This is a genomic window from Pseudomonas sp. A, from assembly GCF_056270345.1.
Genome location: NZ_CM149873.1, coordinates 4704416 through 4730162, shown reverse-complemented (window position 1 = coordinate 4730162; position 25747 = coordinate 4704416). Strand labels below are relative to the sequence as shown.

Annotated in this window: 23 protein-coding genes and 1 pseudogene; 17 read left to right on the top strand and 7 right to left on the bottom strand. The window is 63.8% G+C overall.

The features are described from left to right. Positions 1-38 precede the first annotated feature (38 nt). From odhB to AC0MAZ_RS21180, 6 genes are all read left to right on the top strand, one after another. A complete protein-coding gene (gene odhB / locus AC0MAZ_RS21205; protein WP_475859069.1) occupies positions 39-1268 on the top strand; it encodes a 2-oxoglutarate dehydrogenase complex dihydrolipoyllysine-residue succinyltransferase in 1230 nt (409 codons plus the stop codon). 92 nt (positions 1269-1360) lie between these two features. Continuing rightward, positions 1361-2797, top strand: a complete 1437-nt coding sequence (lpdA, locus tag AC0MAZ_RS21200) for a dihydrolipoyl dehydrogenase (protein WP_110739478.1) — start codon at positions 1361-1363, stop codon at positions 2795-2797. Positions 2798-2969: 172 nt separating this feature from the next. After that, on the top strand, positions 2970-4136 hold the full coding sequence (sucC, locus tag AC0MAZ_RS21195) for an ADP-forming succinate--CoA ligase subunit beta (protein WP_023629628.1): 1167 nt from the start codon (positions 2970-2972) through the stop codon (positions 4134-4136). Next, complete coding sequence (gene sucD / locus AC0MAZ_RS21190; protein WP_004376004.1) at positions 4136-5020, top strand: succinate--CoA ligase subunit alpha; 885 nt, start codon at positions 4136-4138, stop codon at positions 5018-5020. The genes sucC and sucD overlap by 1 nt, the downstream gene beginning before the upstream one ends. A 457-nt stretch (positions 5021-5477) precedes the next feature. Continuing rightward, positions 5478-6791: a branched-chain amino acid transport system II carrier protein gene (gene brnQ / locus AC0MAZ_RS21185; protein WP_110739479.1), complete on the top strand. Its 1314-nt coding sequence runs from the start codon at positions 5478-5480 to the stop codon at positions 6789-6791. A 280-nt stretch (positions 6792-7071) separates the two neighbouring features. Beyond that, positions 7072-7821, top strand: a complete 750-nt coding sequence (locus AC0MAZ_RS21180; protein WP_203651816.1) for a DUF599 domain-containing protein — start codon at positions 7072-7074, stop codon at positions 7819-7821. Between the two features lie 66 nt (positions 7822-7887). Here the strand turns inward: AC0MAZ_RS21180 and AC0MAZ_RS21175 are convergent, their stop codons facing one another. Next, positions 7888-8163 carry a hypothetical protein gene (locus tag AC0MAZ_RS21175; RefSeq protein ID WP_050706517.1) on the bottom strand — a complete coding sequence of 92 codons (276 nt, stop codon included), beginning with the start codon at positions 8161-8163 and terminating at the stop codon, positions 7888-7890. 136 nt (positions 8164-8299) lie between these two features. On the opposite strand from AC0MAZ_RS21175, the gene AC0MAZ_RS21170 reads away from it, so the two are divergent. The 4 genes from AC0MAZ_RS21170 (at position 8300) to AC0MAZ_RS21155 (ending at position 12071) form a co-directional block, all read left to right on the top strand. Beyond that, positions 8300-8776 (top strand): PaaI family thioesterase, encoded by a 477-nt coding sequence (locus AC0MAZ_RS21170; RefSeq protein ID WP_254465237.1) that lies wholly within the window; start codon positions 8300-8302, stop codon positions 8774-8776. Then, complete coding sequence (locus AC0MAZ_RS21165; RefSeq protein ID WP_050706515.1) at positions 8773-9231, top strand: PaaI family thioesterase; 459 nt, start codon at positions 8773-8775, stop codon at positions 9229-9231. The genes AC0MAZ_RS21170 and AC0MAZ_RS21165 overlap by 4 nt, the downstream gene beginning before the upstream one ends. Positions 9232-9325: 94 nt before the next feature. Continuing rightward, complete coding sequence (gene htpG, locus AC0MAZ_RS21160; RefSeq protein ID WP_234560546.1) at positions 9326-11233, top strand: molecular chaperone HtpG; 1908 nt, start codon at positions 9326-9328, stop codon at positions 11231-11233. A 112-nt stretch (positions 11234-11345) separates the two neighbouring features. Continuing rightward, entirely contained in the window at positions 11346-12071 is a 726-nt protein-coding gene (locus AC0MAZ_RS21155) for a dienelactone hydrolase family protein (RefSeq protein WP_110739484.1), read from the top strand. 103 nt (positions 12072-12174) lie between these two features. Here AC0MAZ_RS21155 and AC0MAZ_RS21150 read toward each other — a convergent pair whose 3' ends face one another. After that, positions 12175-13038, bottom strand: a complete 864-nt coding sequence (locus AC0MAZ_RS21150) for a pirin family protein (RefSeq protein ID WP_475859065.1) — start codon at positions 13036-13038, stop codon at positions 12175-12177. Positions 13039-13147: 109 nt separating this feature from the next. On the opposite strand from AC0MAZ_RS21150, the gene AC0MAZ_RS21145 reads away from it, so the two are divergent. From AC0MAZ_RS21145 to AC0MAZ_RS21135, 3 genes and pseudogenes are all read left to right on the top strand, one after another. Beyond that, positions 13148-14155 carry an amidohydrolase family protein gene (locus AC0MAZ_RS21145; RefSeq protein ID WP_475859064.1) on the top strand — a complete coding sequence of 336 codons (1008 nt, stop codon included), beginning with the start codon at positions 13148-13150 and terminating at the stop codon, positions 14153-14155. 114 nt (positions 14156-14269) lie between these two features. After that, positions 14270-14992 (top strand): annotated as a pseudogene (locus tag AC0MAZ_RS21140) (MCP four helix bundle domain-containing protein); the annotation flags it as partial. A gap of 39 nt (positions 14993-15031) precedes the next feature. Then, positions 15032-15895: a methyl-accepting chemotaxis protein gene (locus AC0MAZ_RS21135; protein WP_420713669.1), complete on the top strand. Its 864-nt coding sequence runs from the start codon at positions 15032-15034 to the stop codon at positions 15893-15895. Between the two features lie 209 nt (positions 15896-16104). Here the strand turns inward: AC0MAZ_RS21135 and fabB are convergent, their stop codons facing one another. From fabB to AC0MAZ_RS21110, 5 genes are all read right to left on the bottom strand, one after another. Further along, complete coding sequence (fabB, locus tag AC0MAZ_RS21130; RefSeq protein ID WP_050706509.1) at positions 16105-17325, bottom strand: beta-ketoacyl-ACP synthase I; 1221 nt, start codon at positions 17323-17325, stop codon at positions 16105-16107. 11 nt (positions 17326-17336) lie between these two features. After that, positions 17337-17852 carry a 3-hydroxyacyl-[acyl-carrier-protein] dehydratase FabA gene (gene fabA, locus AC0MAZ_RS21125; RefSeq protein ID WP_102684717.1) on the bottom strand — a complete coding sequence of 172 codons (516 nt, stop codon included), beginning with the start codon at positions 17850-17852 and terminating at the stop codon, positions 17337-17339. 206 nt (positions 17853-18058) lie between these two features. Further along, positions 18059-19987, bottom strand: a complete 1929-nt coding sequence (locus AC0MAZ_RS21120; RefSeq protein WP_475859061.1) for a response regulator — start codon at positions 19985-19987, stop codon at positions 18059-18061. Further along, positions 19984-20874 (bottom strand): ABC transporter substrate-binding protein, encoded by an 891-nt coding sequence (locus AC0MAZ_RS21115; RefSeq protein WP_232856376.1) that lies wholly within the window; start codon positions 20872-20874, stop codon positions 19984-19986. Before AC0MAZ_RS21115 ends, AC0MAZ_RS21120 begins: the two co-directional genes overlap by 4 nt. Then, positions 20874-23021, bottom strand: coding sequence for a TonB-dependent receptor plug domain-containing protein (locus AC0MAZ_RS21110; RefSeq protein WP_475859059.1), 2148 nt, complete (start codon positions 23019-23021; stop codon positions 20874-20876). The genes AC0MAZ_RS21115 and AC0MAZ_RS21110 overlap by 1 nt, the downstream gene beginning before the upstream one ends. A gap of 195 nt (positions 23022-23216) precedes the next feature. Here AC0MAZ_RS21110 and AC0MAZ_RS21105 point away from each other — a divergent pair, with 195 nt between their 5' ends. The 4 genes from AC0MAZ_RS21105 to AC0MAZ_RS21090 all read left to right on the top strand — a co-directional run bounded on the left by AC0MAZ_RS21105 (position 23217) and on the right by AC0MAZ_RS21090 (position 25724). Then, entirely contained in the window at positions 23217-24242 is a 1026-nt protein-coding gene (locus tag AC0MAZ_RS21105; RefSeq protein ID WP_475859058.1) for an NAD(P)H-dependent glycerol-3-phosphate dehydrogenase, read from the top strand. An 11-nt stretch (positions 24243-24253) separates the two neighbouring features. Beyond that, positions 24254-24601, top strand: coding sequence for a DUF4389 domain-containing protein (locus AC0MAZ_RS21100; RefSeq protein ID WP_203651828.1), 348 nt, complete (start codon positions 24254-24256; stop codon positions 24599-24601). Continuing rightward, on the top strand, positions 24598-25056 hold the full coding sequence (gene sixA, locus AC0MAZ_RS21095) for a phosphohistidine phosphatase SixA (protein WP_475859055.1): 459 nt from the start codon (positions 24598-24600) through the stop codon (positions 25054-25056). The genes AC0MAZ_RS21100 and sixA overlap by 4 nt, the downstream gene beginning before the upstream one ends. Before the next feature lie 320 nt (positions 25057-25376). Next, complete coding sequence (locus tag AC0MAZ_RS21090; RefSeq protein WP_203651830.1) at positions 25377-25724, top strand: hypothetical protein; 348 nt, start codon at positions 25377-25379, stop codon at positions 25722-25724. Positions 25725-25747: the final 23 nt, after the last annotated feature.

The following is a 25747-nucleotide window of genomic DNA, read 5'->3' as shown; positions in this document are numbered from 1 at the left end:
CTCGCGCACCTGAAACCGAATTTAAGGAAACACAGATAATGGCTATCGAGATCAAAGCCCCAACCTTCCCGGAATCGGTTGCCGATGGCACCGTTGCCACCTGGCACAAGCAGCCGGGCGACGCCGTCAAGCGTGACGAGCTGATCGTCGACATCGAGACCGACAAGGTCGTCCTGGAAGTCCTGGCCACCGCCGACGGCGTGCTGGGCGCCATCGTCAAGGGCGAGGGCGACACCGTCCTGTCCGACGAAGTCCTGGGCTCGATCGTTGAAGGTGGCGCCGCCGCCGCCGCCGCAGCTCCGGCTGCCGCGCCTGCCGCTGCTGCTCCGGCCGCCGCTGCCGCCGATGCTGGCGAAGACGACCCGGTCGCCGCTCCAGCCGCGCGCAAGCTGGCTGAAGAGAACGGCATCGACCTGGCTACCGTTGCCGGCACCGGCAAGGGCGGTCGCATCACCAAGGAAGACGTCGTCGCTGCCGTCGCCAACAAGAAGTCGGCCCCTGCCGCTGCACCGGCTGCCAAGCCGGCCGCCGCTGCCGCTGCCCCGGTCGTCGTCGCCGCTGGCGACCGCACCGAGAAGCGCGTGCCGATGACCCGCCTGCGCGCCAAGATCGCCGAGCGTCTGGTCGAAGCACAGTCGAACATGGCCATGCTGACCACCTTCAACGAAGTCGACATGACCGAAGTCATGGCCCTGCGTTCGAAGTACAAGGACCTGTTCGAGAAGACCCACAACGGCGTGCGCCTGGGCTTCATGTCGTTCTTCGTCAAGGCGGCCACCGAGGCGCTGAAGCGCTTCCCGGCGGTCAACGCCTCGATCGACGGCAACGACATCGTCTACCACGGCTTTGCTGACGTCGGCGTCGCCGTCTCCAGCGACCGTGGCCTGGTGGTACCGGTGCTGCGCAACGCCGAATCGATGAGCCTGGCCGAAATCGAGAACGGCATCGCCACCTTCGGCAAGAAAGCCCGTGACGGCAAGCTGTCGATCGAAGAGATGACTGGCGGTACCTTCACCATCACCAACGGTGGTACCTTCGGCTCGATGATGTCGACCCCGATCGTCAACCCGCCGCAGGCCGCGATCCTGGGTATGCACAACATCATCCAGCGCCCGATGGCCATCAATGGCCAAGTGGTGATCCGCCCGATGATGTACCTGGCGCTGTCCTATGACCACCGCCTGATCGACGGCAAGGAAGCGGTAACCTTCCTGGTGACCATCAAGAACCTGCTGGAAGATCCGTCTCGCCTGCTGCTGGACATCTAATCAACTAGCCGCGCGCCGCCGGCCCCGCTCTTCGCAAGAGGCGGGGCCGTGCGGTAGGCGGCCTGTAGCTTGTAGCTGATAAGGAATCTTTTATGACCCAGAAATTCGACGTAGTGGTGATTGGTGCAGGTCCTGGCGGCTATGTTGCCGCCATCAAGGCTGCCCAACTCGGTCTGAAGACTGCCTGTATCGAGAAATACACCGACGCCGAGGGCAAGCTGGCCCTGGGCGGCACCTGCCTGAACGTGGGTTGCATTCCGTCCAAGGCGCTGCTGGACAGCTCCTGGAAGTACAAGGAAGCCAAAGAGAGCTTCAACGTGCACGGTATCTCCACTGGTGAAGTGAAGATGGACGTTGCCGCGATGGTTGGCCGCAAGGCCGGCATCGTCAAGAACCTGACCGGTGGCGTCGCCACCCTGTTCAAGGCCAACGGCGTCACTTCGATCCAGGGCCACGGCAAGCTGCTGGCCGGCAAGAAAGTCGAAGTCACCAAGGCTGACGGCACCACCGAAGTCATCGAAGCCGAGAACGTGATCCTGGCCTCCGGTTCGCGTCCGATCGACATTCCGCCGGCCCCGGTCGACCAGAACGTCATCGTCGACTCCACCGGCGCCCTGGAATTCCAGAGCGTACCGAAGCGCCTGGGCGTCATCGGTGCCGGCGTGATCGGCCTGGAGCTGGGCTCGGTATGGGCTCGCCTGGGTGCCGAAGTCACCGTCCTGGAAGCCCTGGACACCTTCCTGATGGCTGCCGACACCGCCGTGTCGAAAGAAGCCCAGAAGACCCTGACCAAGCAAGGCCTGGACATCAAGCTGGGCGCTCGCGTCACCGGCTCGAAAGTCAACGGCAACGAAGTCGAAGTCACCTACACCAACGCCGAAGGCGAGCAGAAGATCACCTTCGACAAGCTGATCGTCGCGGTCGGCCGTCGTCCGGTGACCACCGACCTGCTGGCCGCCGACAGCGGCGTGACCATCGACGAGCGTGGCTACATCTTCGTCGACGATCACTGCGCTACCAGCGTTCCGGGCGTATTCGCGATCGGTGACGTGGTGCGTGGCATGATGCTGGCGCACAAGGCCTCGGAAGAGGGCATCATGGTCGTCGAGCGCATCAAGGGCCACAAGGCCCAGATGAACTACGACCTGATCCCGTCGGTTATCTACACCCACCCGGAAATCGCGTGGGTCGGCAAGACCGAACAAGCCTTGAAGGCCGAGGGTGTTGAGGTTAACGTAGGCACCTTCCCGTTCGCGGCCAGCGGCCGTGCGATGGCAGCCAACGATACCGGTGGTTTCGTCAAGGTCATCGCCGACGCCAAGACCGACCGCGTCCTGGGTGTTCACGTGATTGGCCCGTCGGCTGCCGAACTGGTACAGCAGGGCGCGATCGCAATGGAATTCGGCACCAGTGCCGAGGATCTGGGCATGATGGTCTTCAGCCATCCGACCCTGTCCGAAGCGTTGCATGAAGCAGCGCTGGCGGTGAATGGCGGTGCCATTCACGTCGCCAACCGTAAGAAGCGTTAATTATAAGAAACCACGGCGGTCTGCCCGTCGTGGGTCTTGCGTGCAAGACTCACCGCGGAACGTCCGCCGGACCGGATCACATGGGAAAACCCGGGGTCAACGGTCACAGGTGGTGCGGCGCCAGTAATGGCGCAGCGCCGAAGCGCAGTACCTAACGAAGACGGTAAAAAGCATGAATCTTCACGAGTATCAGGGTAAGCAGCTGTTCGCTGAATACGGCCTGCCAGTTTCCAAGGGTTTCGCAGTCGACACCCCTGAAGCTGCAGCAGAAGCCTGCGACAAGATCGGCGGTTCCGAGTGGGTTGTAAAAGCCCAGGTTCACGCGGGTGGTCGCGGTAAAGCGGGCGGCGTCAAGCTGGTTCGCAGCAAGGAAGACGCCAAGGCGTTCGCTGCCCAGTGGCTTGGCAAGAACCTGGTTACCTACCAGACCGACGCCAATGGTCAGCCAGTTTCCAAGATCCTGGTCGAATCCTGCACTGACATCGCCAAAGAGCTGTACCTGGGCGCTGTAGTCGATCGTTCGAGCCGCCGCATCGTGTTCATGGCTTCCACCGAAGGTGGCGTGGACATCGAGAAAGTCGCTCACGACACTCCTGAGAAGATCCTCAAGGCCACCATCGATCCGCTGGTCGGCGCTCAGCCGTTCCAGGGTCGCGAGCTGGCGTTCCAGCTGGGCCTGGAAGGCAAGCAAGTTCAGCAGTTCGCCAAGATCTTCGTAGGCCTGGCCAAGCTGTTCAAGGATCACGATCTGGCCCTGCTGGAAGTGAACCCGCTGGTGATCAAGGCCGACGGCGATCTGCACTGCCTCGATGCCAAGATCAACATCGACGCCAACGCCATGTACCGTCAGCCGAAGCTGAAGACCTTCCACGACCCGTCGCAGGACGACGCCCGTGAAGCCCACGCCGCCAAGTTCGAACTGAACTACGTTGCCCTTGAAGGCAACATCGGCTGCATGGTCAACGGTGCCGGCCTGGCCATGGGTACCATGGACATCGTCAACCTGCACGGCGGCAAGCCAGCCAACTTCCTCGACGTGGGCGGCGGCGCTACCAAAGAGCGCGTTACCGAAGCGTTCAAGATCATTCTGTCCGACAGCAATGTCGCGGCCGTCCTGGTCAACATCTTCGGCGGCATCGTTCGCTGCGACATGATTGCCGAAGGCATCATCGGCGCTGTGAAAGAAGTCGGCGTCAAGGTTCCGGTTGTCGTTCGCCTCGAAGGCAACAACGCCGAACTGGGCGCTAAAGTACTGGCAGAAAGCGGTTTGAACATCATTGCGGCAACCAGCCTGACCGACGCTGCTCAACAAGTTGTCAAAGCTGCGGAGGGCAAGTAATGAGCGTCCTGATCAATAAAGACACCAAAGTCATCTGCCAGGGCTTCACCGGCTCGCAGGGTACTTTCCACTCCGAACAAGCCATCGCCTACGGCACCAAGATGGTCGGCGGCGTCACCCCGGGCAAGGGTGGCACCACCCACCTGGGCCTGCCGGTGTTCAACACTGTGAAAGAAGCTGTAGAAGCCACCGGCGCTGACGCGTCGGTCATCTACGTACCGGCTCCTTTCTGCAAGGACTCGATCCTGGAAGCCGCCTTCGGTGGCATCAAGCTGATCGTCTGCATCACCGAGGGTATTCCTACCCTCGACATGCTGGACGCCAAGGTCAAGTGCGACGAGCTGGGCGTGACCCTGATCGGCCCGAACTGCCCAGGCGTGATCACTCCGGGCGAGTGCAAGATCGGCATCATGCCGGGTCACATCCACCTGCCAGGCAAGGTCGGTATCGTTTCGCGTTCCGGCACCCTGACCTACGAAGCTGTGAAGCAGACCACCGACGCCGGCTTCGGCCAGTCGACCTGCGTCGGCATCGGCGGTGACCCGATCCCGGGCTCCAACTTCATCGACATCCTGAAGCTGTTCCAGGAAGATCCGAAGACCGAAGCGATCGTCATGATCGGTGAGATCGGCGGTTCCGCTGAAGAAGAAGCCGCGGCCTACATCAAGGCCAACGTGACCAAGCCTGTCGTTTCCTACATCGCCGGTGTTACCGCACCTGCGGGCAAGCGCATGGGCCACGCTGGCGCCATCATCTCCGGTGGCAAGGGTACTGCGGACGAGAAGTTCGCCGCCCTGCAGGACGCCGGTGTTAAAACCGTGCGTTCCCTGGCTGACATCGGCAAGGCCCTGGCCGAGCTGACTGGCTGGGAAGTCAAGAAGTAAGTAACACGCAGTACCCCCCACGCGCACAAAGGCCACCTTCGGGTGGCCTTTGTCGTTGTTGCGGCTGTGCCGGCCTCTTCGCGGGTAAACCCGCTCCCACAGGGCATCACACAATCCCTGTGGGAGCGGGTTTAGCCGCGAAGAGGCCGGCACAGGTGATGGGGAAAATTCGATCACCTCAATCAGGATTTTCAACCAGACATCTACCCAAATGAGCAATAAATTGTCGCCTAACACGTTCAACCAGACGACAAACACATACGCACATCGGACAAGCAGCACTGTGCCAGTGCGTTTGTCAGGCAAAACAGGTAGGCTACGCGTTCACTCTGTGCCCGTACCCCAAAAGGGAACGACACGCTAAACGGGTCTGGCTCACCAAGCCGGGCAGCATTTCCCTTCATCCTATGGGAAATCCCCTCCGACTCCCGATTTCAGCAGTGTGGTATTTCCTTAAATGAAAGTGTTAAAAGGCCAGGATATCCTGGCACTTGGCTTTATGACGTTCGCGCTGTTCGTCGGCGCCGGCAACATCATCTTCCCGCCCATCGTCGGCCTGCAATCCGGCCCGAACGTATGGATGGCCGCACTCGGCTTCCTGGTCACCGCCGTAGGCCTGCCGGTCATCACCGTCATCGCCCTGGCCAAGGTCGGTGGCGGCATGGACGCCCTGAGCAGCCCGATCGGCAAGTTCTTCGGTGGCCTGCTGGCGGCCGTGTGCTACCTCTCCGTCGGCCCGCTGTTCGCCACTCCGCGTACCGCGACCGTGTCGTTCGAAGTGGGCGTTGCACCGCTGACCGGCGAGAGCCCGACGGCGCTGCTTATCTACAGCATCGTGTACTTCGCCGTGGTGCTGGCCGTGTCCATGTACCCGGGCAAGCTGCTCGACACCGTGGGCCGTTTCCTCGCGCCGTTGAAGATCATCGCCCTGGCGGTGCTGGGCATCGCGGCCTTCGCCCTGCCGGCCGGCACCATTGGCGAGGCCCAGCCTGCCTACGCCGCCGCTGCGTTCTCCAAAGGGTTCTCCGATGGCTACCTGACCATGGACACCCTGGGCGCCCTGGTCTTCGGTATCGTCATCGTCAACGCCATCCGCTCACGTGGCGTCGAGTCGCCGAAGCTGATCACCCGCTATGCCATCATCGCCGGCCTGATTGCCGGTGTCGGCCTGGTGCTGGTGTATGTCAGCCTGTTCCGCCTCGGCGCGGGCAGCCATGACATCGCCGCCGACGCCACCAACGGCGCGATGGTCCTGCATGCCTACGTGCAGCACACCTTCGGTTCCCTGGGCAGCGGCTTCCTCGCCGTGCTGATCGCCCTGGCCTGCCTGGTGACCGCCGTTGGCCTGACCTGCGCCTGCGCCGAGTATTTCAGCCAGATCCTGCCGTTGTCGTACCGCACCCTGGTGGTGATCCTGGCCGGCTTCTCGCTGGTGATCTCCAACCTGGGCCTGACCAAGCTGATCATGTTCTCGATTCCCGTGCTGACGGCGATCTACCCGCCGTGCATCGTGGTCGTGGGCCTGAGCTTCGTGAAGGACCTGTGGAATTCACCAACCCGCATCCTGGCCCCGGTCATGCTGGTGTCGCTGGTGTTCGGCGTTGTCGATGCGATCAAGGGCAGCAGCTTTGCCCACGTACTGCCTGACGCCTTGGCTCACCTGCCGTTCAGCAACGAAGGCATGGCCTGGCTGGTGCCTTCGGTGGTCACCCTGGCCGCCGCCGTGGTCTTCGACCGCATGTTGGGCAAGCCGCGCGAGGCGCTGGCCTGATGGATTGAAACCTGAAGGGCAGGGCGCTGGCCACAAGCCGAAGGGCGCCTGACCAAGGTGGATATCGAAACCCCGCTTCCTGTGAAGGAGCGGGGTTTTTTATTGCCTGCACTGGCCTCTTCGCGGGTAAACCCGCTCCCACAGTCACCGTGCGATCCCTGTGGGAGCGGGTTTACCCGCGAAGAGGCCAGTGCAGGAAAAGCCAAAAATGGCGCACATGTGTCTTATGGCGAATCCGGACGTCGAAAACCGGTCTGTTTCTCTTTCACGGGATTCCTGCATGAGCTTCATCCAAAACAACCTGGGCAACCTCCTGGCCGCCTGCTGGTTCGCCATCTGCTGGGGCGGCTACACCCGCTACGCCATCTGGAAAGGTCGCGACACGGCGTGCCTGGCCAGCGTGCTGCACTTGTACCGCGAAGACTGGATGCGCCGCATGCTGCTGCGCGACAACCGCATCGCCGATGCCAGCGTGATCGGCAACCTGGAGCGCAACGCGTCGTTCTTCGCCTCCAGTACCCTGATCATCCTCGCCGGTATCCTCACCGTGCTCGGTGCATCGGATCGGGCGCTGTCGCTGCTGGCCGACCTGCCATTGGTACAGCAGGCCTCGCAAGGCATGTCGGAAATCAAGCTGCTGTGCCTGGCAACGGTATTCGTCTACGCCTTCTTTACCTTCAGCTGGTGCATGCGCCAATACAACTTCGCCGCGGTGCTGGTGGGCTCGGCCCCGATGATCGGCGAGCGTCTGGTCAACGAACTCGAACGCAAGGCTTTCGCCTCTCGGGCCGCACGAGTACTGTCGCTGGCCGCCAACCAGTTCAACCTGGGGTTGCGTTCGTATTACTTCGGCATGGCCATGTTGAGCTGGTTCATCAGCCCCTGGTTGTTCATGGTCATGAGCGTCGGCGTTGTATTCATCCTGTATCGCCGCGAGTTCCATTCCCATGTGCTGGAAGTGATGGTGTTCACACCGACCGAAAGTGTGTCGGTAGAGCCAGGCAAGGACACTTCCGGTATTGCCGGCTGAAGCCTTTCAGCGTTAAACGCAGGTACAAAAAAACCCGACATTGTCGGGTTTTTTTGTACTGCGCGATTACTGCTTGGCAGGTTCGGCAGGTGCAGTGGTCGGCGCTGGGGTAGTCGGCGCGGCTTCCTCGGCGGCCTTCTGCTGCGCTTCGGCCTGATCTTTGGCGGCTTCGGCGTTTTCCTTGGCGGCTTCGTTCATCTTATCCTGAGCTTCGCCCATCTTCTCTTGGGCTTGCTCGGCGTGTTGCTGTGCGTCCTGGGCTTTGTCTTCGCTCGCTTTATCGCAAGCAGCCAGGCCCATGGCAGCGGCCAGCATCAGAGCAAAAGCAAAAGGTTTACGCATGGGGTGTTTCTCCTGGGTGGAATAACTTTACTTGTACCTTCGAGTTCGCCGGGTACGAATAAGTTCCACAAAGGTTACAGATATATAACTGCCCGACCTATATAGACTTTTTATCCATTTTATGCAGCGAGGGACAATGAACGAGACGCCGTTGATGGCGATGGCCGAGCGTTTTCTCTCGGCGCTGAAACATTGCCAGGTATTGCAGATGCGCGTGCACCACGCCGATGCCGATGGCATGACGCTGGTGCTGCCCTGGCAGCCGGCGATTGTCGGCAATCCGCAGAACGGCGCGGTGCATGGCGGCGTGCTGACCACGCTGATGGACACCACCTGCGGCATGGCCACGCTCTGCGCGCTGCCCCGTTTCGAAGTGTGCCCGACCCTGGACCTGCGCATCGACTACATGCACCCGGCCGAGGCGGGCAAGGATATCTACGGTTACGCCCAGTGCTACCGGGTAACCCGCGATGTCATCTTTACCCGTGGCACCGCCTACCAGGATGACCCTGCGCAACCGATCTGCCAGGTGGTCGGCACCTTCATGCGCCTGGGGCAGGACGTCAAGGGTGGTATCCGCTTCGGCAACAGCCTCAAGGAGGGCCGCGCGTGATTCCTGCCGATATCCGTCAACAGCTGAACCAGGCCCATGCCCGCGGCGACTACCAGCCCCTGCTGGCGTTGATCCCGTATGCCGGGCTGATCGGCATCGAATGCGAGCGCCAGGGCGACGACCTGCTGTTCCGCCTGCCGGCCAACCCCGACAACATCGGCAATCCGTTGCTGCCGGCGATCCATGGTGGCGTCATCGCCGGGTTCATGGAGCTGTCCGCGGCGCTCTACCTGCTGATCTACAGCGAGAGCGCGAGTATTCCGAAGATCATCGATTTCTCCATCGACTACCTGCGCGCCGGGCATTTTCGCGACACCTATGCCCAGTGCCAGCTGTGGCGCCAGGGGCGGCGGGTGACCAACGTGGCGATCACCGCCTGGCAGGGCGATCGCGACACGCCGATCGCCACGGCGCGCGCGCATTTCAAGATCGAACCGGAAAAGCCCTTGAAATAGTCGGGGCTGCCCCCATCTGTTGGACATCCGCCATCAAAAGCAGGCCAGACGGCCGCCAGGCGCCAACAACCAACAGATTGGAGTTTTGAAGACCATGAGTGTGGAGACTCAAAAACAAACCCTGGGCTTCCAGACCGAGGTAAAGCAGCTGCTGCACCTCATGATCCATTCCCTGTATTCGAACAAGGAGATCTTCCTGCGCGAGCTGGTCTCCAACGCCTCCGACGCCGTCGACAAGCTGCGTTTCGAGGCCCTGGCCAAGCCTGAGCTGCTCGAAGGCGGCGCCGAGCTGAAGATCCGCGTGAGCTTCGACAAGGCCGCCAATACCGTGACCCTCGAGGACAACGGTATCGGCATGAGCCGCGAAGACGTCATCGCCCACCTGGGCACCATCGCCAAGTCCGGCACTGCCGACTTCATGAAGAACCTCACCGGTGACCAGAAGAAGGACTCGCACCTGATCGGTCAGTTCGGCGTGGGCTTCTACTCCGCGTTCATCGTCGCCGACAAGGTTGATGTGTTCAGCCGTCGCGCCGGGCTGCCGGCCGCCGAAGGCGTGCACTGGTCGTCCAAGGGCGAGGGCGACTTCGAAGTTGCCACGGTCGACAAGCCAGAGCGCGGCACCCGCATTGTCCTGCACCTGAAGAAGGGCGAGGACGAGTTCGCCGATGGCTGGCGCCTGCGCAACATCATCAAGAAATACTCCGATCACATCGCCTTGCCGATCGAGCTGCCGAAAGAGCAGGCAGCGGCCGCCGAAGGTGAAGAACAGCCGGCGCAGGAGTGGGAAACCGTCAACCGCGCCAGCGCCTTGTGGACCCGCCCGCGTACCGAGATCAAGGACGAGGAATACCAGGAGTTCTACAAGCACATCGGCCATGACTTCGAAAACCCGCTGGCCTGGACCCACAACAAGGTCGAAGGCAAGCTCGAATACAACTCGCTGCTGTACGTGCCGGCCCGCGCGCCGTTCGACCTGTACCAGCGCGAAGCGCCACGCGGCCTGAAGCTGTACGTGCAGCGCGTGTTCATCATGGACCAGGCCGAGTCGTTCCTGCCGCTGTACCTGCGCTTCATCAAGGGCGTGGTCGACTCCAACGACCTGTCGCTGAACGTTTCCCGCGAGATCCTGCAGAAGGATCCGATCATCGATTCGATGAAGACCGCGCTGACCAAGCGCGTCCTGGACATGCTGGAGAAGCTGGCGAAGAACGAGCCCGAGCAGTACAAGGGCTTCTGGAAGAACTTCGGCCAGGTGCTGAAGGAAGGCCCGGCCGAGGACTTCGCCAACAAGGAGAAGATCGCCAGCCTGCTGCGCTTTGCCTCCACCCATGACGACAGCGGCGAGCAGAGCGTTGCCCTGGCCGACTACCTGGCCCGCGCCAAGGAAGGCCAGGACAAGATCTACTTCCTCACCGGCGAGTCCTACGCCCAGGTCAAGAACAGCCCGCACCTGGAAGTCTTCCGCAAGAAAGGCATCGAAGTGCTGCTGCTGACCGATCGCATCGACGAATGGCTGATGAGCTACCTCAGCGAGTTCGATGGCAAGGCCTTCGTCGACGTCGCCCGTGGCGACCTGGACCTGGGCAAGCTGGACTCCGAAGAGGACAAGAAGGCCCAGGAAGAAGTCGCCAAGGACAAGGAAGGCCTGGTCGAGCGCCTCAAGGGCGCGCTGGGTGACAGCGTGGCGGAGGTGCGTGTCTCGCACCGCCTGACCGACTCGCCGGCAATCCTGGCCATCGGCGAACAGGACCTGGGCCTGCAGATGCGCCAGATCCTCGAAGCCAGCGGGCAGAAGGTGCCGGAGTCCAAGCCGATCTTCGAGTTCAACCCGACCCACCCGCTGATCGAGAAGCTCGATGGCGAGCAGAGCGAAGATCGCTTCGCCGAGCTTTCGCACATCCTGTTCGACCAGGCGGCCCTGGCGGCCGGCGACAGCCTGAAGGATCCGGCGGCCTATGTGCGTCGCCTCAACAAGCTGCTGGTCGAGCTGTCCGCTTGATCTGACGCAGACAAAGCCCGCTTCGGCGGGCTTTTTCATTTCTGGCGGGGGCAAGCCCGCTCCCACGAATACATCTATCATGTGCTGACCCGTGAAGCCCAAGGAGAGCTGAATGAGCAAGGTCATCGTCGAATCGCTGGTCTATCACCTGTCAGGCAAAGCTTACGAAAGCCGTCTGGTTTACACCCAGGGCGCGCTGCCGCAGCCGGGGCTGGTGATGGCGCCGAACTGGATGGGTATCGGCGAGGGCGCCGAACGTATCGCCAGGGAAGTGGCCGAGCAAGGCTATGTGGTGCTGATCGCCGACCTGTACGGCCAGTCGGTACGTCCGTCCAATGCCGACGAGGCGGGCGCGGCGATGATGCCGCTGAAGAACGATCGCGCCGAGCTGCGCAAGCGCATGCAGGAGGCGCTGGCGCAACTGGTGGGGCAATCGAAGGCCTTGCTGGAGCCCGGCAAGGTGGCTACCTTCGGCTTCTGCTTCGGCGGCTGTTGTGCCCTGGAGCTGGCCCGCACCGGTGCCGACCTGAAGGCCGCTGTTTCATTCCATGGCACCCTGGATACGCCAAACCCCGAGGATGCCAAGCGTATCAAAGGCTCGGTGCTGGTCCTTCATGGCGCCTCCGACCCGCTGGTGCCCAAAGAGCAGCTACCGGCCTTTGAGGAGGAGATGAACGCCGCTAAAGTCGACTGGCAGTTGCTCAGCTACGGCGGTGCGGTGCACTCGTTCACCGACCCGAATGCCAATGTTCCGGGCAAGATGCAGTATGACCGGCGTACGTCGGAGCGGGCGTTCCGCGCGATGCATAACCTGCTCAAGGAAGTGTTCCAGCGCTGATACCGCAGGGGGACGCTTCGCGGCACAAGGCCGCTCCTACAGGGGGCGCGTATTTCTGTAGGAGCGGCCTTGTGCCGCGAAAGGGCTGCAACGCAGCCCTAATTCAGCGAGGCAGCTCGATTCTCGAAGTTTCCCCCGGCACCCTCGGCCAATCCTCCGCAGCCCAATTAGTCCGCGCTTGCTCGATCAGCTCCGCATCACTGGCCACAAAATTCCAGTTCATCCGCCGCGGCCCATCCAGCGGCTCGCCGCCAATCAGCACCAACTGGCATTCTTCTTCGGCATACAGCGTCACCTCTTCCCCTTCCTGCAGTACGATCATGCTGCAAGCCTCGACCTGCTCGCCGTTGATGAATAGCTCACCGTCCAGTAGATACAATGCTCGCTGCGCATGTTCATCGGGCACCACCAGCGTCGTGGCCGATTGCATGTGCACGTGGGCATACAGGGTAGGGGAGAGCACCGGCACTGGCGACTCCAGGCAAAAACCATTGCCGGCAATCATGCGGATCTGCACGCCCAGGCTGTCACTGACCGGCAGGCTCGCCGCCGGATGATGGCTGTAGCTCGGCCTACCCTGCTCGTGCTCGCGTGGCGACGCCAGCCAGACCTGCAGCCCGTGCAGTCTTGAACCCTTGGCCAGCAGATCGGCTGGCGTGCGCTCGACATGCGCCACACCCGCCCCGGCAGTCATCCAACTGACGTCCCCGGGGCCCACGCGCTGGTCCGAACCCAGGCTGTCCTTGTGCTGGATTTCACCCTCGAACAGGTAGGTGAGGGTGGACAGACCGATATGCGGGTGCTGGCGAATGTCCATGCCATGGCCCGGCGCGTAGTCGGTTTCCAGCATATGGTCGAAGAACACGAAGGGGCCGACGCTGCGGCACTGCGCCGAGGGCAGCGGGCGCAGGATCGGCTGGCCCTCGACCGATTCGGCGCGTGGGCGGATGACCAGGGGACTGCTCATGGCGACACTCCTTGAGGGATGCCTGCAAGCATAGCGTTTCGCCGCCCGTGGCTGAACCGTCGCGGGCGCTGCCCGGTCTACTCTTGCGGGACCGGCAAAGGAGGCTCCGATGATCGCCCGCACACTGGCTTGCCTGCTGCTGAGCGCAGGCCTGTTCGACACCGCGCAGGCCCGCGACTACCGCTACAGCGACGCGCACCTGCACTACGTGGACTTTTTCCAGGAAACCGAGGGCATGCCGGCGCTGCTCAAGGCCATGGATGCAGCTGGGGTTGAGCAGTCGATGATTTCCGGCATCCCGGTTGCCAAGAAGTGGCATGAGGATGAGCCCAAGCGCCCGCGCTATTACGCCGGAGATGACGCCGACGCCTACTGGTACAGCGCCACCGACCTGTACGTCGCCGACGCGTTGCAGAAGCTGCCAGCGCAGCAACGCCGTCGCTTCCACCCGTTCCTCACCGGCTTCAATCCGGTGGACAAGAACGCCGTCAACCATATCGAGCGCATGCTCGAGCTTTATCCGGGGCTGTGGCAGGGCATCGGCGAAGTATTCACCCGCCACGACGACCTCACCGCCTTGACCAGCGGCGACACGCCGCGGGCCAACAACGAAGCCATGACCCGCATCTATCACCTGGCCGCCGAGCGCGATTTGCCGGTGCTGCTGCATTCGAACATCACCTCCAAGCGCGAGCGCAACCCGCTGTACCTGGCCGAGATCGAGGAGCCGCTGCGTAACCACCCGCATACCCGCTTCATCTGGGCCCACGCCGGCAGCAGCCTGGAGATCCACCGCCACCAGGAGCAGATGGATTTTCTCCTGCCGGTGCTGACCCGGCTGCTGGAGAACTACCCGAACCTGTATGTCGACCTGTCCTGGAGCGTCCTCAAGCCCTACCTGCTCGACTCGCAGGGTGTGCCGCGCCAGGACTGGGTGACGTTGGTGAAGCGCTTCCCGCAGCGTTTCGTACTCGGCTCCGACCTGGTGGGGCGGTTTGACAGCCTGGGTGAGCAGATGCACGGTTTCAACCCCTTCCTCGATGCCTTGCCGGCAGCGGTGGCGGAGCAGGTGAGTCGGACTAATTTTGTCAATCTGCTGCCAAAAGCGGCGAAGTAGCGCGTTTTAGCAGTAGATAGCTTTTTGATATCGCCTTTTCGTCTTACGCAATTTTCAGGCGGCCCGATACCTTCATTAAGCGACGGAACAACGCTTTTGGGAGGGATCCTGGAAATGAGCCTGAGACGCTTGAATATCGCCCCGCGCGCGGGCCTGGGTTTCGGCATCATGGCGCTGCTGGTGGTGGCGCTGGGCGGCTTCGCGCTGCAGCAGATGACCAGCATGCGCCAGCAGTCCGAGCAGGTCGACAACAACTGGCTGCCGAGCGTGATCTCGGTGGGCCGCATGACCCAGGACATGCTGCGCATCCGCGCCTTGACCCTGCGCCTGCTGGTCAACACCGACCCGGCGGCCCAGCAGCAGAACCGTGCCCGCATCGAAGAGATCAAGGGTGGCTTGAGCAAGGCCCAGAACCACTACGATGGGTTGATCGTGCTGCCTGAGGAGCGGACCTTGTTCGACCGTTACCAGGTCCTCGAGCGCCAGTACATGATCTTGCAGGGGCAGGTGGTGCAGTTGGCCACCGATGGGCATGTCCAGGCGGCGGCAGCGCTGGTCAATGGCGAGATGAACCAGCTGGCCGACCAGATGACCGCCACGCTCAACGAGCTGATCGAGCTGAACAACCACCAGGCCAACTCCGCCACCGACCTGGCCGAGGCCGTGTACAACGGCGCGAAGGTCTGGGTCGGCGTGCTGTTGGTGATCGCCCTGAGCCTCACCGTGGTGCTCGCCCTGGCCCTGACCCGTAGCATCGTGCGGCCGCTCGGGCAGTCGCTGAAGGTGGCCGAGACGGTCGCGACGGGCGACCTGACGCCGCAGATCACCGTGCAGGGCGACGATGAGCCGGCGCGCCTGCTGGCGGCGCTCAAGAGCATGCAGCAGAGCTTGCGCGAGACCATCGGGCGGATTTCCGACTCGGCCAGCCAGCTGGCCTCGGCCTCCGAGGAACTGAGCGCGGTCACCGAGGACGCCACCCGTGGCCTGCAGCAGCAGAGCATGGAGATCGAGCAGGCCGCGACCGCGGTGAACCAGATGACGGCGGCGGTGGAGGAGGTGGCGAGCAATGCGGTGGCCACCTCGGAGGCTTCCCGCGAATCCGACCAGATTGCCCGTCGCGGGCGCGAGCAGGTGCAGGCCACGGTCACCGCCATCGAGGCGCTGGCCAATGGCGTGGCGGGTAATGCCGAAGAGGTGGGGCAGCTGGCCCAGCAGGTACACGACATCAGCAAGGTGCTGGATGTGATCGGCTCGATCGCCGAGCAGACCAACCTGCTGGCGCTAAACGCCGCCATCGAGGCGGCGCGGGCCGGCGAGGCCGGGCGCGGGTTCGCGGTGGTCGCCGACGAGGTGCGGGCGCTGGCCCATCGCACGCAGTCCTCGACCCAGGAGATCGAGCAGATGATCGTCGCCATCCGCAGCGGCGCCGAGCGGGCCGTGCAGGGCATGCAGCACAGCGACGCCCAGGCCCGTTCGACCCTGGATGGCGCCCATGCCGCCGGCCAGGCGCTGGAGGCGATCGCCGCGGCCATCGGCCAGATCAACGAGCGTAACCTGGTGATCGCCAGTGCCTCGGAGCAGCAGGCCCAGGTGGCGCGGGAGGTGGACCGCAACCTGACCACCATCCGCGACCTGGCGCACCAGTCCTCGGCCGGGGCCGAGGAAACGTCCGCCGCCAGTCAGGCGCTGTCGCGGTTGGCGGTGGACCTGAACACCCTGGTGCAGCGGTTTTCTGTCTGACGCTCATCGCCTCTGTAGGAGCGGCCTTGTGCCGCGAAAGGGGCGCGAAGCGGCCCCAGGATACTGGCCTCACCGATGAATCGCCGGGGGCGCTTTGCGCCCCTTTCGCGGCACAAGGCCGCTCCTACAGGTGGGCGTGCTTCGTCTGGCAGCACAAACAAAAACGCCCGGACCAAGGTCCGGGCGTTCTCGTTCAGCAGATCAAGCGATCACTTGCCAGTCCAGCGCTTGAGCACCAGGGTGGCGTTGGTGCCGCCGAAGCCGAAGCTGTTGCTCATGACCGTGTCGATCTTGGCGTTCTCTTCGGTCTTGCGCAGTACCGGCAGGTCGGCGACCTCCGGGTCCAGCTCGTCGATGTTGGCGGAGCCGGCGATGAAGTTGTTCTCCATCATCAGCAGGCAGTAGATCGCCTCGTGCACGCCTGCGGCGCCCAGCGAGTGGCCCGACAGGCTCTTGGTCGAGCTGATCTTCGGTGCCTTGTCGCCGAACACTTCACGCACGCCCTTCATTTCGGCGACGTCGCCGACCGGGGTGGAGGTGCCGTGGGTGTTCAGGTAGTCGATCGGGGTGTCGACGGTGGACAGCGCCTGCTGCATGCAGCGGATCGCGCCTTCGCCGCTTGGGGCGACCATGTCGTAGCCGTCGGAAGTGGCGCCGTAGCCGACGATCTCGGCGTAGATCTTGGCGCCACGGGCCAGGGCGTGCTCGAGCTCCTCGACCACCACCATGCCGCCGCCGCCGGCGATGACGAAGCCGTCACGGTCGGCATCGTAGGCGCGCGAGGCCAGTTCCGGGGTTTCGTTGCGCTTGGTCGACAGGGCGCCCATGGCGTCGAACAGGAACGACTGGCTCCAGTGCTCTTCTTCACCGCCACCGGCGAAGACGATGTCCTGCTTGCCCCACTGGATCTGCTCCAGGGCGGTGCCGATGCAGTGCGCGGAGGTGGCGCAGGCCGACGAGATCGAGTAGTTGATGCCCTTGATCTTGAACGGAGTGGCCAGGCACGCCGACACGGTGCTGCCCATGGTGCGGGTGACGCGGTACGGGCCGACGCGCTTGACGCCTTTTTCGCGCAGGGTGTCCAGGGCTTCCATCTGGTTCAGGGTGGAAGCGCCGCCGGAGCCGGCAACCAGGCCGGTACGCGGGTTGGAAACCTGCTCTTCGGTCAGGCCCGAGTCCTTGATCGCGTCCTGCATCGCCAGGTAGGCGTAGGCCGCGGCGTGGCCGACGAAGCGATAGACCTTGCGGTCGATCAGCTCTTCGAGGTTGAGGTCGATGGAACCGGAAACCTGGCTACGCAGCCCCATTTCCTTGTATTCCGGGTTGTAACGGATACCCGGACGGCTGTTGCGCAGGTTTTCGGTGACGGTAGCTTTGTCATTGCCCAGGCACGATACGATGCCCAGACCAGTGATCACGACGCGGCGCATGCGAATAACCCTTAGAAATTGTCAGTGGAGGTGAACACGCCGACCCGCAGGCCTTCGGCGGTGTAGATCTCGCGACCGTCGACGCTGACCGAGCCATCGGCGATGGCCATGTTCAGCTTGCCCTTCAGGACGCGCTTGATATGAATGTTGTAGGTGACTTTCTTGGCGGTAGGCAATACCTGGCCGAAGAATTTCACTTCGCCCGAACCCAGGGCGCGGCCACGGCCCGGCAGGCCCTGCCAGCCGAGGAAGAAACCGACCAGCTGCCACATGGCGTCCAGGCCCAGGCAGCCCGGCATCACCGGATCGCCTTCGAAGTGGCAGGCGAAGAACCACAGGTCCGGATTGATATCCAGCTCGGCGACCAATTCACCTTTGCCGAACTTGCCGCCTTCCTCGCTGATATGGGTGATGCGATCGACCATCAGCATGTTCGGGGCGGGCAGTTGCGCATTACCGGGGCCGAACAGCTCACCGCGACTGCAGCGCAGCAGGTCTTCCCGAGTAAAGGCGTGTTGTTTGGTCATGCGAGCTCCTCAATAACCCCCTGCGGCAGGGGATGAATCTTCCCGGCCGGCCCAAAGCGCTTGGCATTCGAGGCGGCAGCCTACAGGTAGACTATTGCGTTGTGGTGAAAGTCACAGCGCACCTGGCAAAAGAAGTACAGGTGTGCACTGAAATGTTATTTTCCGGCCCTGAGGCGGTCCTGTCCAGTCCTTAAGACTGCCGCACTTTAGCATTTATCGCCAGTCGCGGCTGTCCGACCCGGCAACCAGCGCTGCAGGATGCGCTGTAGATCCGTGCGTTTGAACGGCTTGCTCAGGTAATCGTTCATTCCGGCGGCCAGGCAGCGTTCGCGGTCGCCCTGCAGCGCGCTGGCGGTCAGGGCGATGATCGGCAGGCCCTCGGTGCGCGGCAACTGGCGGATGCGCCGGGTCGCCTCGTAGCCGTCGACATTCGGCAGGCGGCAATCCATCAGCACCGCGGCAAAGCGCTGCTGGCCGACTAGGTCGACCGCCTGGGCACCGTCCATGGCCAGGCTCACCTCAAAACCAAGGCTGCGCAGCATCGCCTCGATGACGCTCTGGTTGACCGGGTTGTCTTCCACCAGCAGGACTCGCCCGCTGCCTTCGCCCATCGTGCTGGCCTGGGGCGTCGCGCCGGGCAAGGTGGCAGGAGCGCTGGCCAGGGCCAGCGGCATTTCCAGGGTGAAGGTCGAGCCCAGCCCCTCGCGGCTCTCGCCGCGCAACTGGCCGCCCATGCGCTCGGCCAGGGTGCGGGCGATCGACAGGCCCAGGCCGGTGCCGCCGTAGCGCCGGGAAATGGTGTTGTCGGCCTGCTGGAAGGCCACGAACATCATCTCCAGGCGGTTGCTGTCGATGCCGATGCCAGTGTCGCGCACGGTGCAAGTCAGCCAGATCAGCTGGCGGTCGAGCACCTGCCAGCGGGCCTCGATGGCCACCTCGCCGCACTCGGTGAATTTCAGCGCATTGCCTACCAGGTTCAGCAGGATCTGGCGGATGCGCGTCGGATCGCCCACCACCTGCAGCGAGTTCATGCCCGCTGGCAGCTGCAGGCGCAGGTCCAGGTTGCGCTGCTGGGCGCTGTGCTGGAACGACAGCACGCTGCTGGTGATCAGCTCGCCGAGGTTGAAGTCGATATGTTCCAGCTCCAGGGTGGTGCGCTCGATCCGCGAGAAATCGAGGATGTCGTTGATCACCTTGAGCAGGTGGCCGGTGGACTCGCTGGCCACCGCGGTGTAGTCGGCCTGCTCGCTGGTCAGCTCGGTGGTCTCCAGCAGTTGCAGCATGCCCAGCACGCCGTTCATGGGCGTGCGCAGTTCGTGGCTCATCATCGCCAGGAAGTCCGACTTGGCGCGGTTGGCCTGCTCGGCTTCCTCGCGGGCCTGGATCAGCTGGCCCATGGCCTGCTGCTGTTCGTGGGCAGCCTGGTCGAGGGCGCTGGCCAGGTTGTTGATGTGCCGGGCCAGGTGGCCCAGCTCGCTGTCGTCGACCACCGGCAGCGGCGCGTTGAAGTCGCCCTGCTGGATCGCCCGGACCGCGTGACCCATGTCGCTGATCGGCTTGGACAGGCTGGTGGCCAGGCGCCGGGCCAGCAGGAAGGTGAACAGCAGGGCGAACAGGGCGAGGATCGCGGCCTTGATCACGATCTCCTGCTGGCGCTGGCTGAAGGCGTCGTCGGACATGCCGACGATCACCCGGCCGAGGTAATCGTCGCCGATGTTTGGCGCCGGCGCCTTGCCCTGCAGGAAGTCATTGTCCAGGCGGATCTGCTGCAGGCGGATCGGCGCCTGGAACACCTCGACGCGCTGGGCGCGGCTGTGGCTTTCGTCGGGTTGCTCGACGTACACCAGGATATGGTTGCGGCTGTCCTGCACCTCGAGGAAACGCACGTGGGGAATGCTCAGGGTGGCGCGCATCAGGCTCTCGAGTACTTCATTGTTGCCCGAGATCACGCCGTACTCCGAGGCCGGTGCCAGCTGGTTGGCGATCAGTTGCCCGGTGTGGTTGAGTTCCTGGCGCAGGTCCTGGATCCGCACGAAGGTGAAGAAGCTGATCAGCAGCAGGGTCAGCAACAGGGCCGGGCCCAGGCTGATGATCTGGGTGCGGGTGTGGATGTCCCAGCTCAGGCGCTTGCTCATGGGGTGGAGGTTCCTTCGGCAAGGGCCAGGGCGGCGGCGACCGGGTCGATCGCCTCCAGGCCCAGGGCGCGGGCCACCTGCTGGTTGCCGCTGACACCGAAGTGCGCGGGGTAGAGGCTGCGCGGCCAGCGGGCCGGTGGCAGGTCGAGCAGTTGCCCGAGCACCGCCAGCCAGTCGTCCTGGTCGCTATAGGTGCTGGCCAGGGCGCCGGCGCGGACGAAGCCGACGTTCGGCCCGATCAGCGCCATCTGCCGGCCATAGCTGCTGAGCAGCACGTTCTTGGCCGACTTGGAGTTGTACAGGTCGGGATCGTCCAGGCCGAGCAGTACGTCGCTGTTGCCCAGCAGGTCTTGCAGGGGACGGCTGTCGCGCAAATCGGGCCAGTCCTGGGCGACGATTTCCAGGCCCAGTGCACTGGCGGCCTGGCGCAACTCGTCGAGCAGGAAACGGCTGTGTTCGCCATAGAGCACGCCGATACGCCGCGCCTGCGGCAACAGGTAGCGGGCCAGGCGCAGCTGCCGGGCCAGGGGCGGATCGCTCCACAGCAGGGTCAGGTAGGCAGGGCGCGAGGTGCCCAGGCGCTGTTCGATCTGGACCCGGCTGACCCGCAACGCCAGCGCCGCCGGCCCTACGGATTCAGCCAGGCGCCACTCCAGGGCCGAGGTGTCGAGGAGGATCAGGCGGGTGTCGGCCTTGAGCTTGGCCGGGCTTGGCAACTGCTCGACGGTCTGGAACCGCACCTGGTCGTTGGGACGACGTTTTTCCAGGGCCGTGACGAAGCTGCGGATGCCGGGCTGGTCCTCGGCGCCGACCAGCAGGATTTCGCTGGCGGACAGCGATCCCAGGGGCCAGAGGCACAGCAGCAACAGGCGCAGCAGACGGACCATCAGAATTCCAGCTCCGCACTGACGCTCAGGCGGTGGCGGCTGTCGTAACGGTTCTGTTCCAGGGTGATCGGCTCGTCATCCAGGCGCTGCTGCCACAACGCGGCCAGCTCCAGGTTGCTGCCTTGCACTTTGAAACGCTTGGCCAGGCGCAGGTCGACCCGTTCGTAACGGTAACCATTGAGGGCGTCGTCACCGTAGTAGAAGAGGGCGCTGGACCAGCCTTCGCCCCAATCGCGCAGCCAGCCGGCCGAACCGCTGTTGCGGGCGCTCAGGCGCCGGTCGTTGGGGTTGCTGGCCCAGGCGTCGACGTAGGCGTAGGTCAGACGCAGGCGGTCGCGCTGGGTGGTGTGCCAGTCGAACTGCGCCTCGCTGCCGCTGAAGCGGGCCTTGTTGGCGTTGCTGGCGATGTACTGGTTGTTCTTCAACGGTTCGCTGATCATCCCGGTGATCTCGTCGTAGAACAGTTTCACGTCCATGCTCAGGTCGAGGTCGGTGAAGTAGCCGTTGTAGCCAAGCTCACGCGAGCGCATGCGCTCCTGGTCGAGGTTGCCCGGGCCGCGGGTCTTGACGAAATATTCGCCGTTCTGCAGGCCGTAGCGGTTGGGCGTGAGGTTCTTGACGGTGTAGCTCCAGTTGACATTGTTCTCGAACATGTCCGGCGAACGGATCGCCTCGGAATACACCGTGCGCAGGCCATGGCGCGGGGTGATCAGGTAGTTCACCGCCACCCGCGGGGTGAGCGAGTTGCCCGACAGCTGCGAGTGCTCGTGCATCGCCCCGCCCTGGACGATCCAGTGCTCGTCGATGCGCCACTCGAGCTGGCCGAACAGGCGCCAGGTCTGGTCGTCGATGCTGCCGTTGAAGTAGGTCTGCGAGTCGGCCTTGTCGTAGCGGTAGTTCATGCCGGTGACCAGGCGCAGGCTGTCGGTCAGGCTCAGGGTGTCCTGGATTTCCAGGTCGTAGCGGGTCTCGCGGGTGCTTTGGTCGACGTCGCCGCAGATCGTGTTGCGGCCACCGTTGGCCCATTGGTCTTGTACCTGGCCCATCAACGAACCGAGCTCGGGGTTGCTGGTGGTGGGCAGGTTGCCGGTAAACAGATTGCGCGCGACCTTCTCGGCGAAGTTCGGGTCGAGCTGCCACAGGCGGGTCAGCTCCGGGCTGAAGGCGATCGCCGCATCGCAGGCGCGCCACACCTGCTGGCGGTCGAAGTGCTGGGCCGAGCCCTGCACATACAGGCTGTGCTCGGGGTTCAGGTCGAGGTTCCAGCGCACCGAGCCTGCGTAGTCCTTGGCGTTGACGTCGGCGTTGTCGCCGGCCCGGTAGTTGCCGAACACCGGCTGGTAGGTATAGGGCCGCTGGTTGCTGCCTTCCTTGGCCGCCAGTTGCCATTCCAGGGTCTGGTTCGGCGCCAGGGTGTGGCTGGCGTTGAGGTTGACGCGGTTGAGCCGGCGGCTGTCGCGGTAATCGCGACCGAACTGGTCGTGGTCGAAGCCATCGTCCTGCTGGCCGGAGAGCGACAGGCGCAGGTCGCCGCTGTCCCAGCCAAAGCCCTGGCTCGCGTAGTAATCGTTGATGCCATCCTGGCCACGGGTCAGCTTGACCCGCGAGCCGTGGCTGTCGGCCGGGTTGCGGGTGAGGATGTTGACCACCGCCATCAGCGCGTTGGCGCCGTAGCTGACGGTGTTGGGGCCGCGGAACACCTCGATGCGCTCGATGTCCTCGATCGCCACCGGGATATCGCTCCAGTCCACCGTGGCCAGGCCTGCGCGGTACACCGATCGACCGTCGATCAGCACCTGCATGCGCCGGGCGTCGCTGACATTGCTGCCATGGTAGTTGACCGTCGGCTGGTTGCCGGCGCCGTAGCCGATCATCATCCCTGGCACCAGGCGCAGCAGTTCGGGGATGTCGCGGGCGCCGCTGGCGCGGATCAGCTCGTTGTCGAGCACAGTCATGCTGCCCGGGACCGCCGCCGGGGATTGTTTCAGGCGCGTGGCGGTCAGAACCTGCGGCAGGTCCTGGTTGTCGATGAACAGGTCGTCGGCCACGGCCGGGCCGCCTAGCAGGGCAGTCAGCAACAGCAGGCGTGGATAGGGAGGCGTGCCAGGGAACACGAAACGGCCTTGTTTCACAAATGAATCAGGCATGTTAACCGACCGTACGGCTTTTGCCAGTGATCGACGGATGGCCTATTGCCGCATCGCACCACCTGAACTTTCTCTTGATTGTGTCCGGGTGCGTGGGAGCGGGCTTGCCCCGCGATGCATACGCACTGGTTCTGTCGCAACGGCACCGTATAATGCCCCGGTCGCCACTTACTTTTATTGGTTAACGGATTGGATATGACTGAACAGCAACCTGTTGCGGTTCTTGGAGGCGGCAGCTTCGGCACCGCCGTGGCGAACCTCTTGGCCGAAAACGGCCATCCGGTGCGCCAGTGGATGCGCGATCCGGCGCAGGCCGAGGCGATGCGCGTCGATCGCGAGAATCCGCGCTACCTCAAGGGCATTCGCCTGCACCACGGCGTCGAGCCGGTCAACGACCTGCTCGCCACCTTGCAGGGCAGCGCGTTGATCTTCGTTGCCTTGCCCTCCAGCGCCTTGCGCAGCGTGCTCGCGCCCCATGCCGAACTGCTGCGTGGCAAGGGCCTGGTCAGCCTGACCAAGGGCATCGAGGCGCACACCTTCAAGCTGATGAGCCAGATCCTCGAAGAGATCGCCCCCCAGGCGCGCATCGGCGTGCTGTCGGGCCCTAACCTTGCCCGCGAGATCGCCGAGCATGCGCTGACCGCCACCGTGGTCGCCAGCGAGGACGAGGCGCTGTGCCAGCAGGTGCAGGCCGTGCTGCATGGCCGTACCTTCCGCGTCTACGCCAGTGCCGACCGTTTCGGCGTCGAACTGGGCGGCGCGCTGAAGAACGTGTACGCCATCATCGCCGGCATGGCCGTGGCCTTGGGGATGGGCGAGAACACCAAGAGCATGCTGATCACCCGCGCCCTGGCCGAGATGACCCGCTTTGCCGTGAGCCAGGGCGCCAACCCCATGACCTTCCTGGGGCTGGCCGGGGTCGGCGACCTGATCGTCACCTGCTCCTCGCCCAAGAGCCGCAACTACCAGGTCGGCCACGCCCTTGGCCAGGGCCTGAGCCTGGAGCAGGCGGTCAGCCGCCTGGGCGAAGTGGCCGAGGGCGTCAACACGCTCAAGGTGCTCAAGGCCAAGGCCCAGGAAGTGGGCGTGTACATGCCGCTGGTGGCGGGCCTGCACGCGATCCTGTTTGAAGGGCGCACGCTCAACCAGGTGATCGAGCACCTGATGCGTGCCGAACCCAAGACCGATGTCGATTTCATTTCCACCAGCGGTTTCAACTGAAGGAGCGACCCATGAACGATACTCCCGAGCGCGCCCAGCGCGAGTCGATCATCCTGCGGGTGCTGTGGATGCTGGTATTCCTGGTGGCCTGGCAACTGGCCGAGCTGCTGCTTGGCGGCCTGGTGCTGGTGCAACTGATCTACCGGCTGATCTACGGCGCGCCCAGCGCCAGCCTGATGAACTTCGGCGACAGCCTCAGCCAGTACCTGGCACAGATCGGCCGCTTCGGCACCTTCCACTCCGACCAGAAGCCCTGGCCGTTCGCCGACTGGCCGACGCCGCGCACCCCGGAAGGCGAGGCACCGCATGCCGTCACCCCGGCAGCGCACCCGGTGCGTGATGAGGAGCCCAAGCTGTGAAGCTCTGGGTGCTGCGTCACGGCGAGGCGGAACCCCGGGCCAACAGCGACGCCGAGCGCCGCCTGACCGGCCACGGTCGCGAGCAGGTGCTGCGCAGCGCCGCGCACCTACTCGGCCAGCCGTTGCAGGCGATCATCGCCAGCCCCTACGTGCGCGCCCAGCAGACCGCCGCCCTGGTGCACGGCGCGCTGGGCTTTGCCGAACCGGTGCGCACGGTGCCCTGGCTGACGCCAGACAGCGACGTGCAGCAGGTGATCGGCGAAGTCGAGCGCCTGGGGCTCGAGCATGTGCTGCTGGTCAGCCACCAGCCGCTGGTGGGAACCCTGGTCGGCCTGCTCGAGCACGGCCACTGCCAGCAACCGGCGCCGCTGAGTACGGCTAGCCTGGCGGAGCTGGAAGGGGATTGGCCGCTGGGCGGCCTGATGACCCTGCGTAGCCTGCGTCATCCCGGTTGAACCCTCAGCCCTTTCAAGGTTTTGTGATTTTTTGGATATGACCGCTCCAACTCAGGATTGCCGGGGTCGCTTTGCGACCCTTTCGCGGCACAAGGCCGCTCCTACAAGAGCACGCGGTCGCCTGTAGGAGCGGCCTTGTGCCGCGAAAGGGCTGCAAAGCAGCCCCGGCAAGTCCAAGCCGGACGCCAAGTATCAAGACCTTGAAAGGGCTGGGCTGAGCCCTGGCAACTGGTATTTCTGTCAGTTGCCAGCTGGCGGGTGGGCCAAGTAGCGTGGCGCGGTGAATGATTCATGGGGCCGACAGGCACAGGGAGTGGTGAGTGAGCCGTTATCGCATGGCGCTGGTGCGCTCGGTCGACCCGCAGTGGCTGCTCGACAAGCTGACGGACGATGGTCGGCTGGATTTCGCCGAGTATCGCCTGATGCAGGACATCGCCGATGCCAAGCTTGATGAGCTGATACGCCGGTTCGAAGGCCAGCATGAGTTCGAGCAACTGCGCCAGGCCAGCATCCGCATGGCGCACCTGCTGCAGACCAGCTGTCTGGCCCTGCGCCGTTTGGCTGACAATGAGAACGACTGCAGCCTGGGCCGCCAGGCCCTGGAGTGGCAACTGGGCTACATGCAAGCCTGCCTGCACCGTTCGCTGGCCAGCCTCGAGCGCTGCTGAATGACCTGATCGCCACCGGCGAT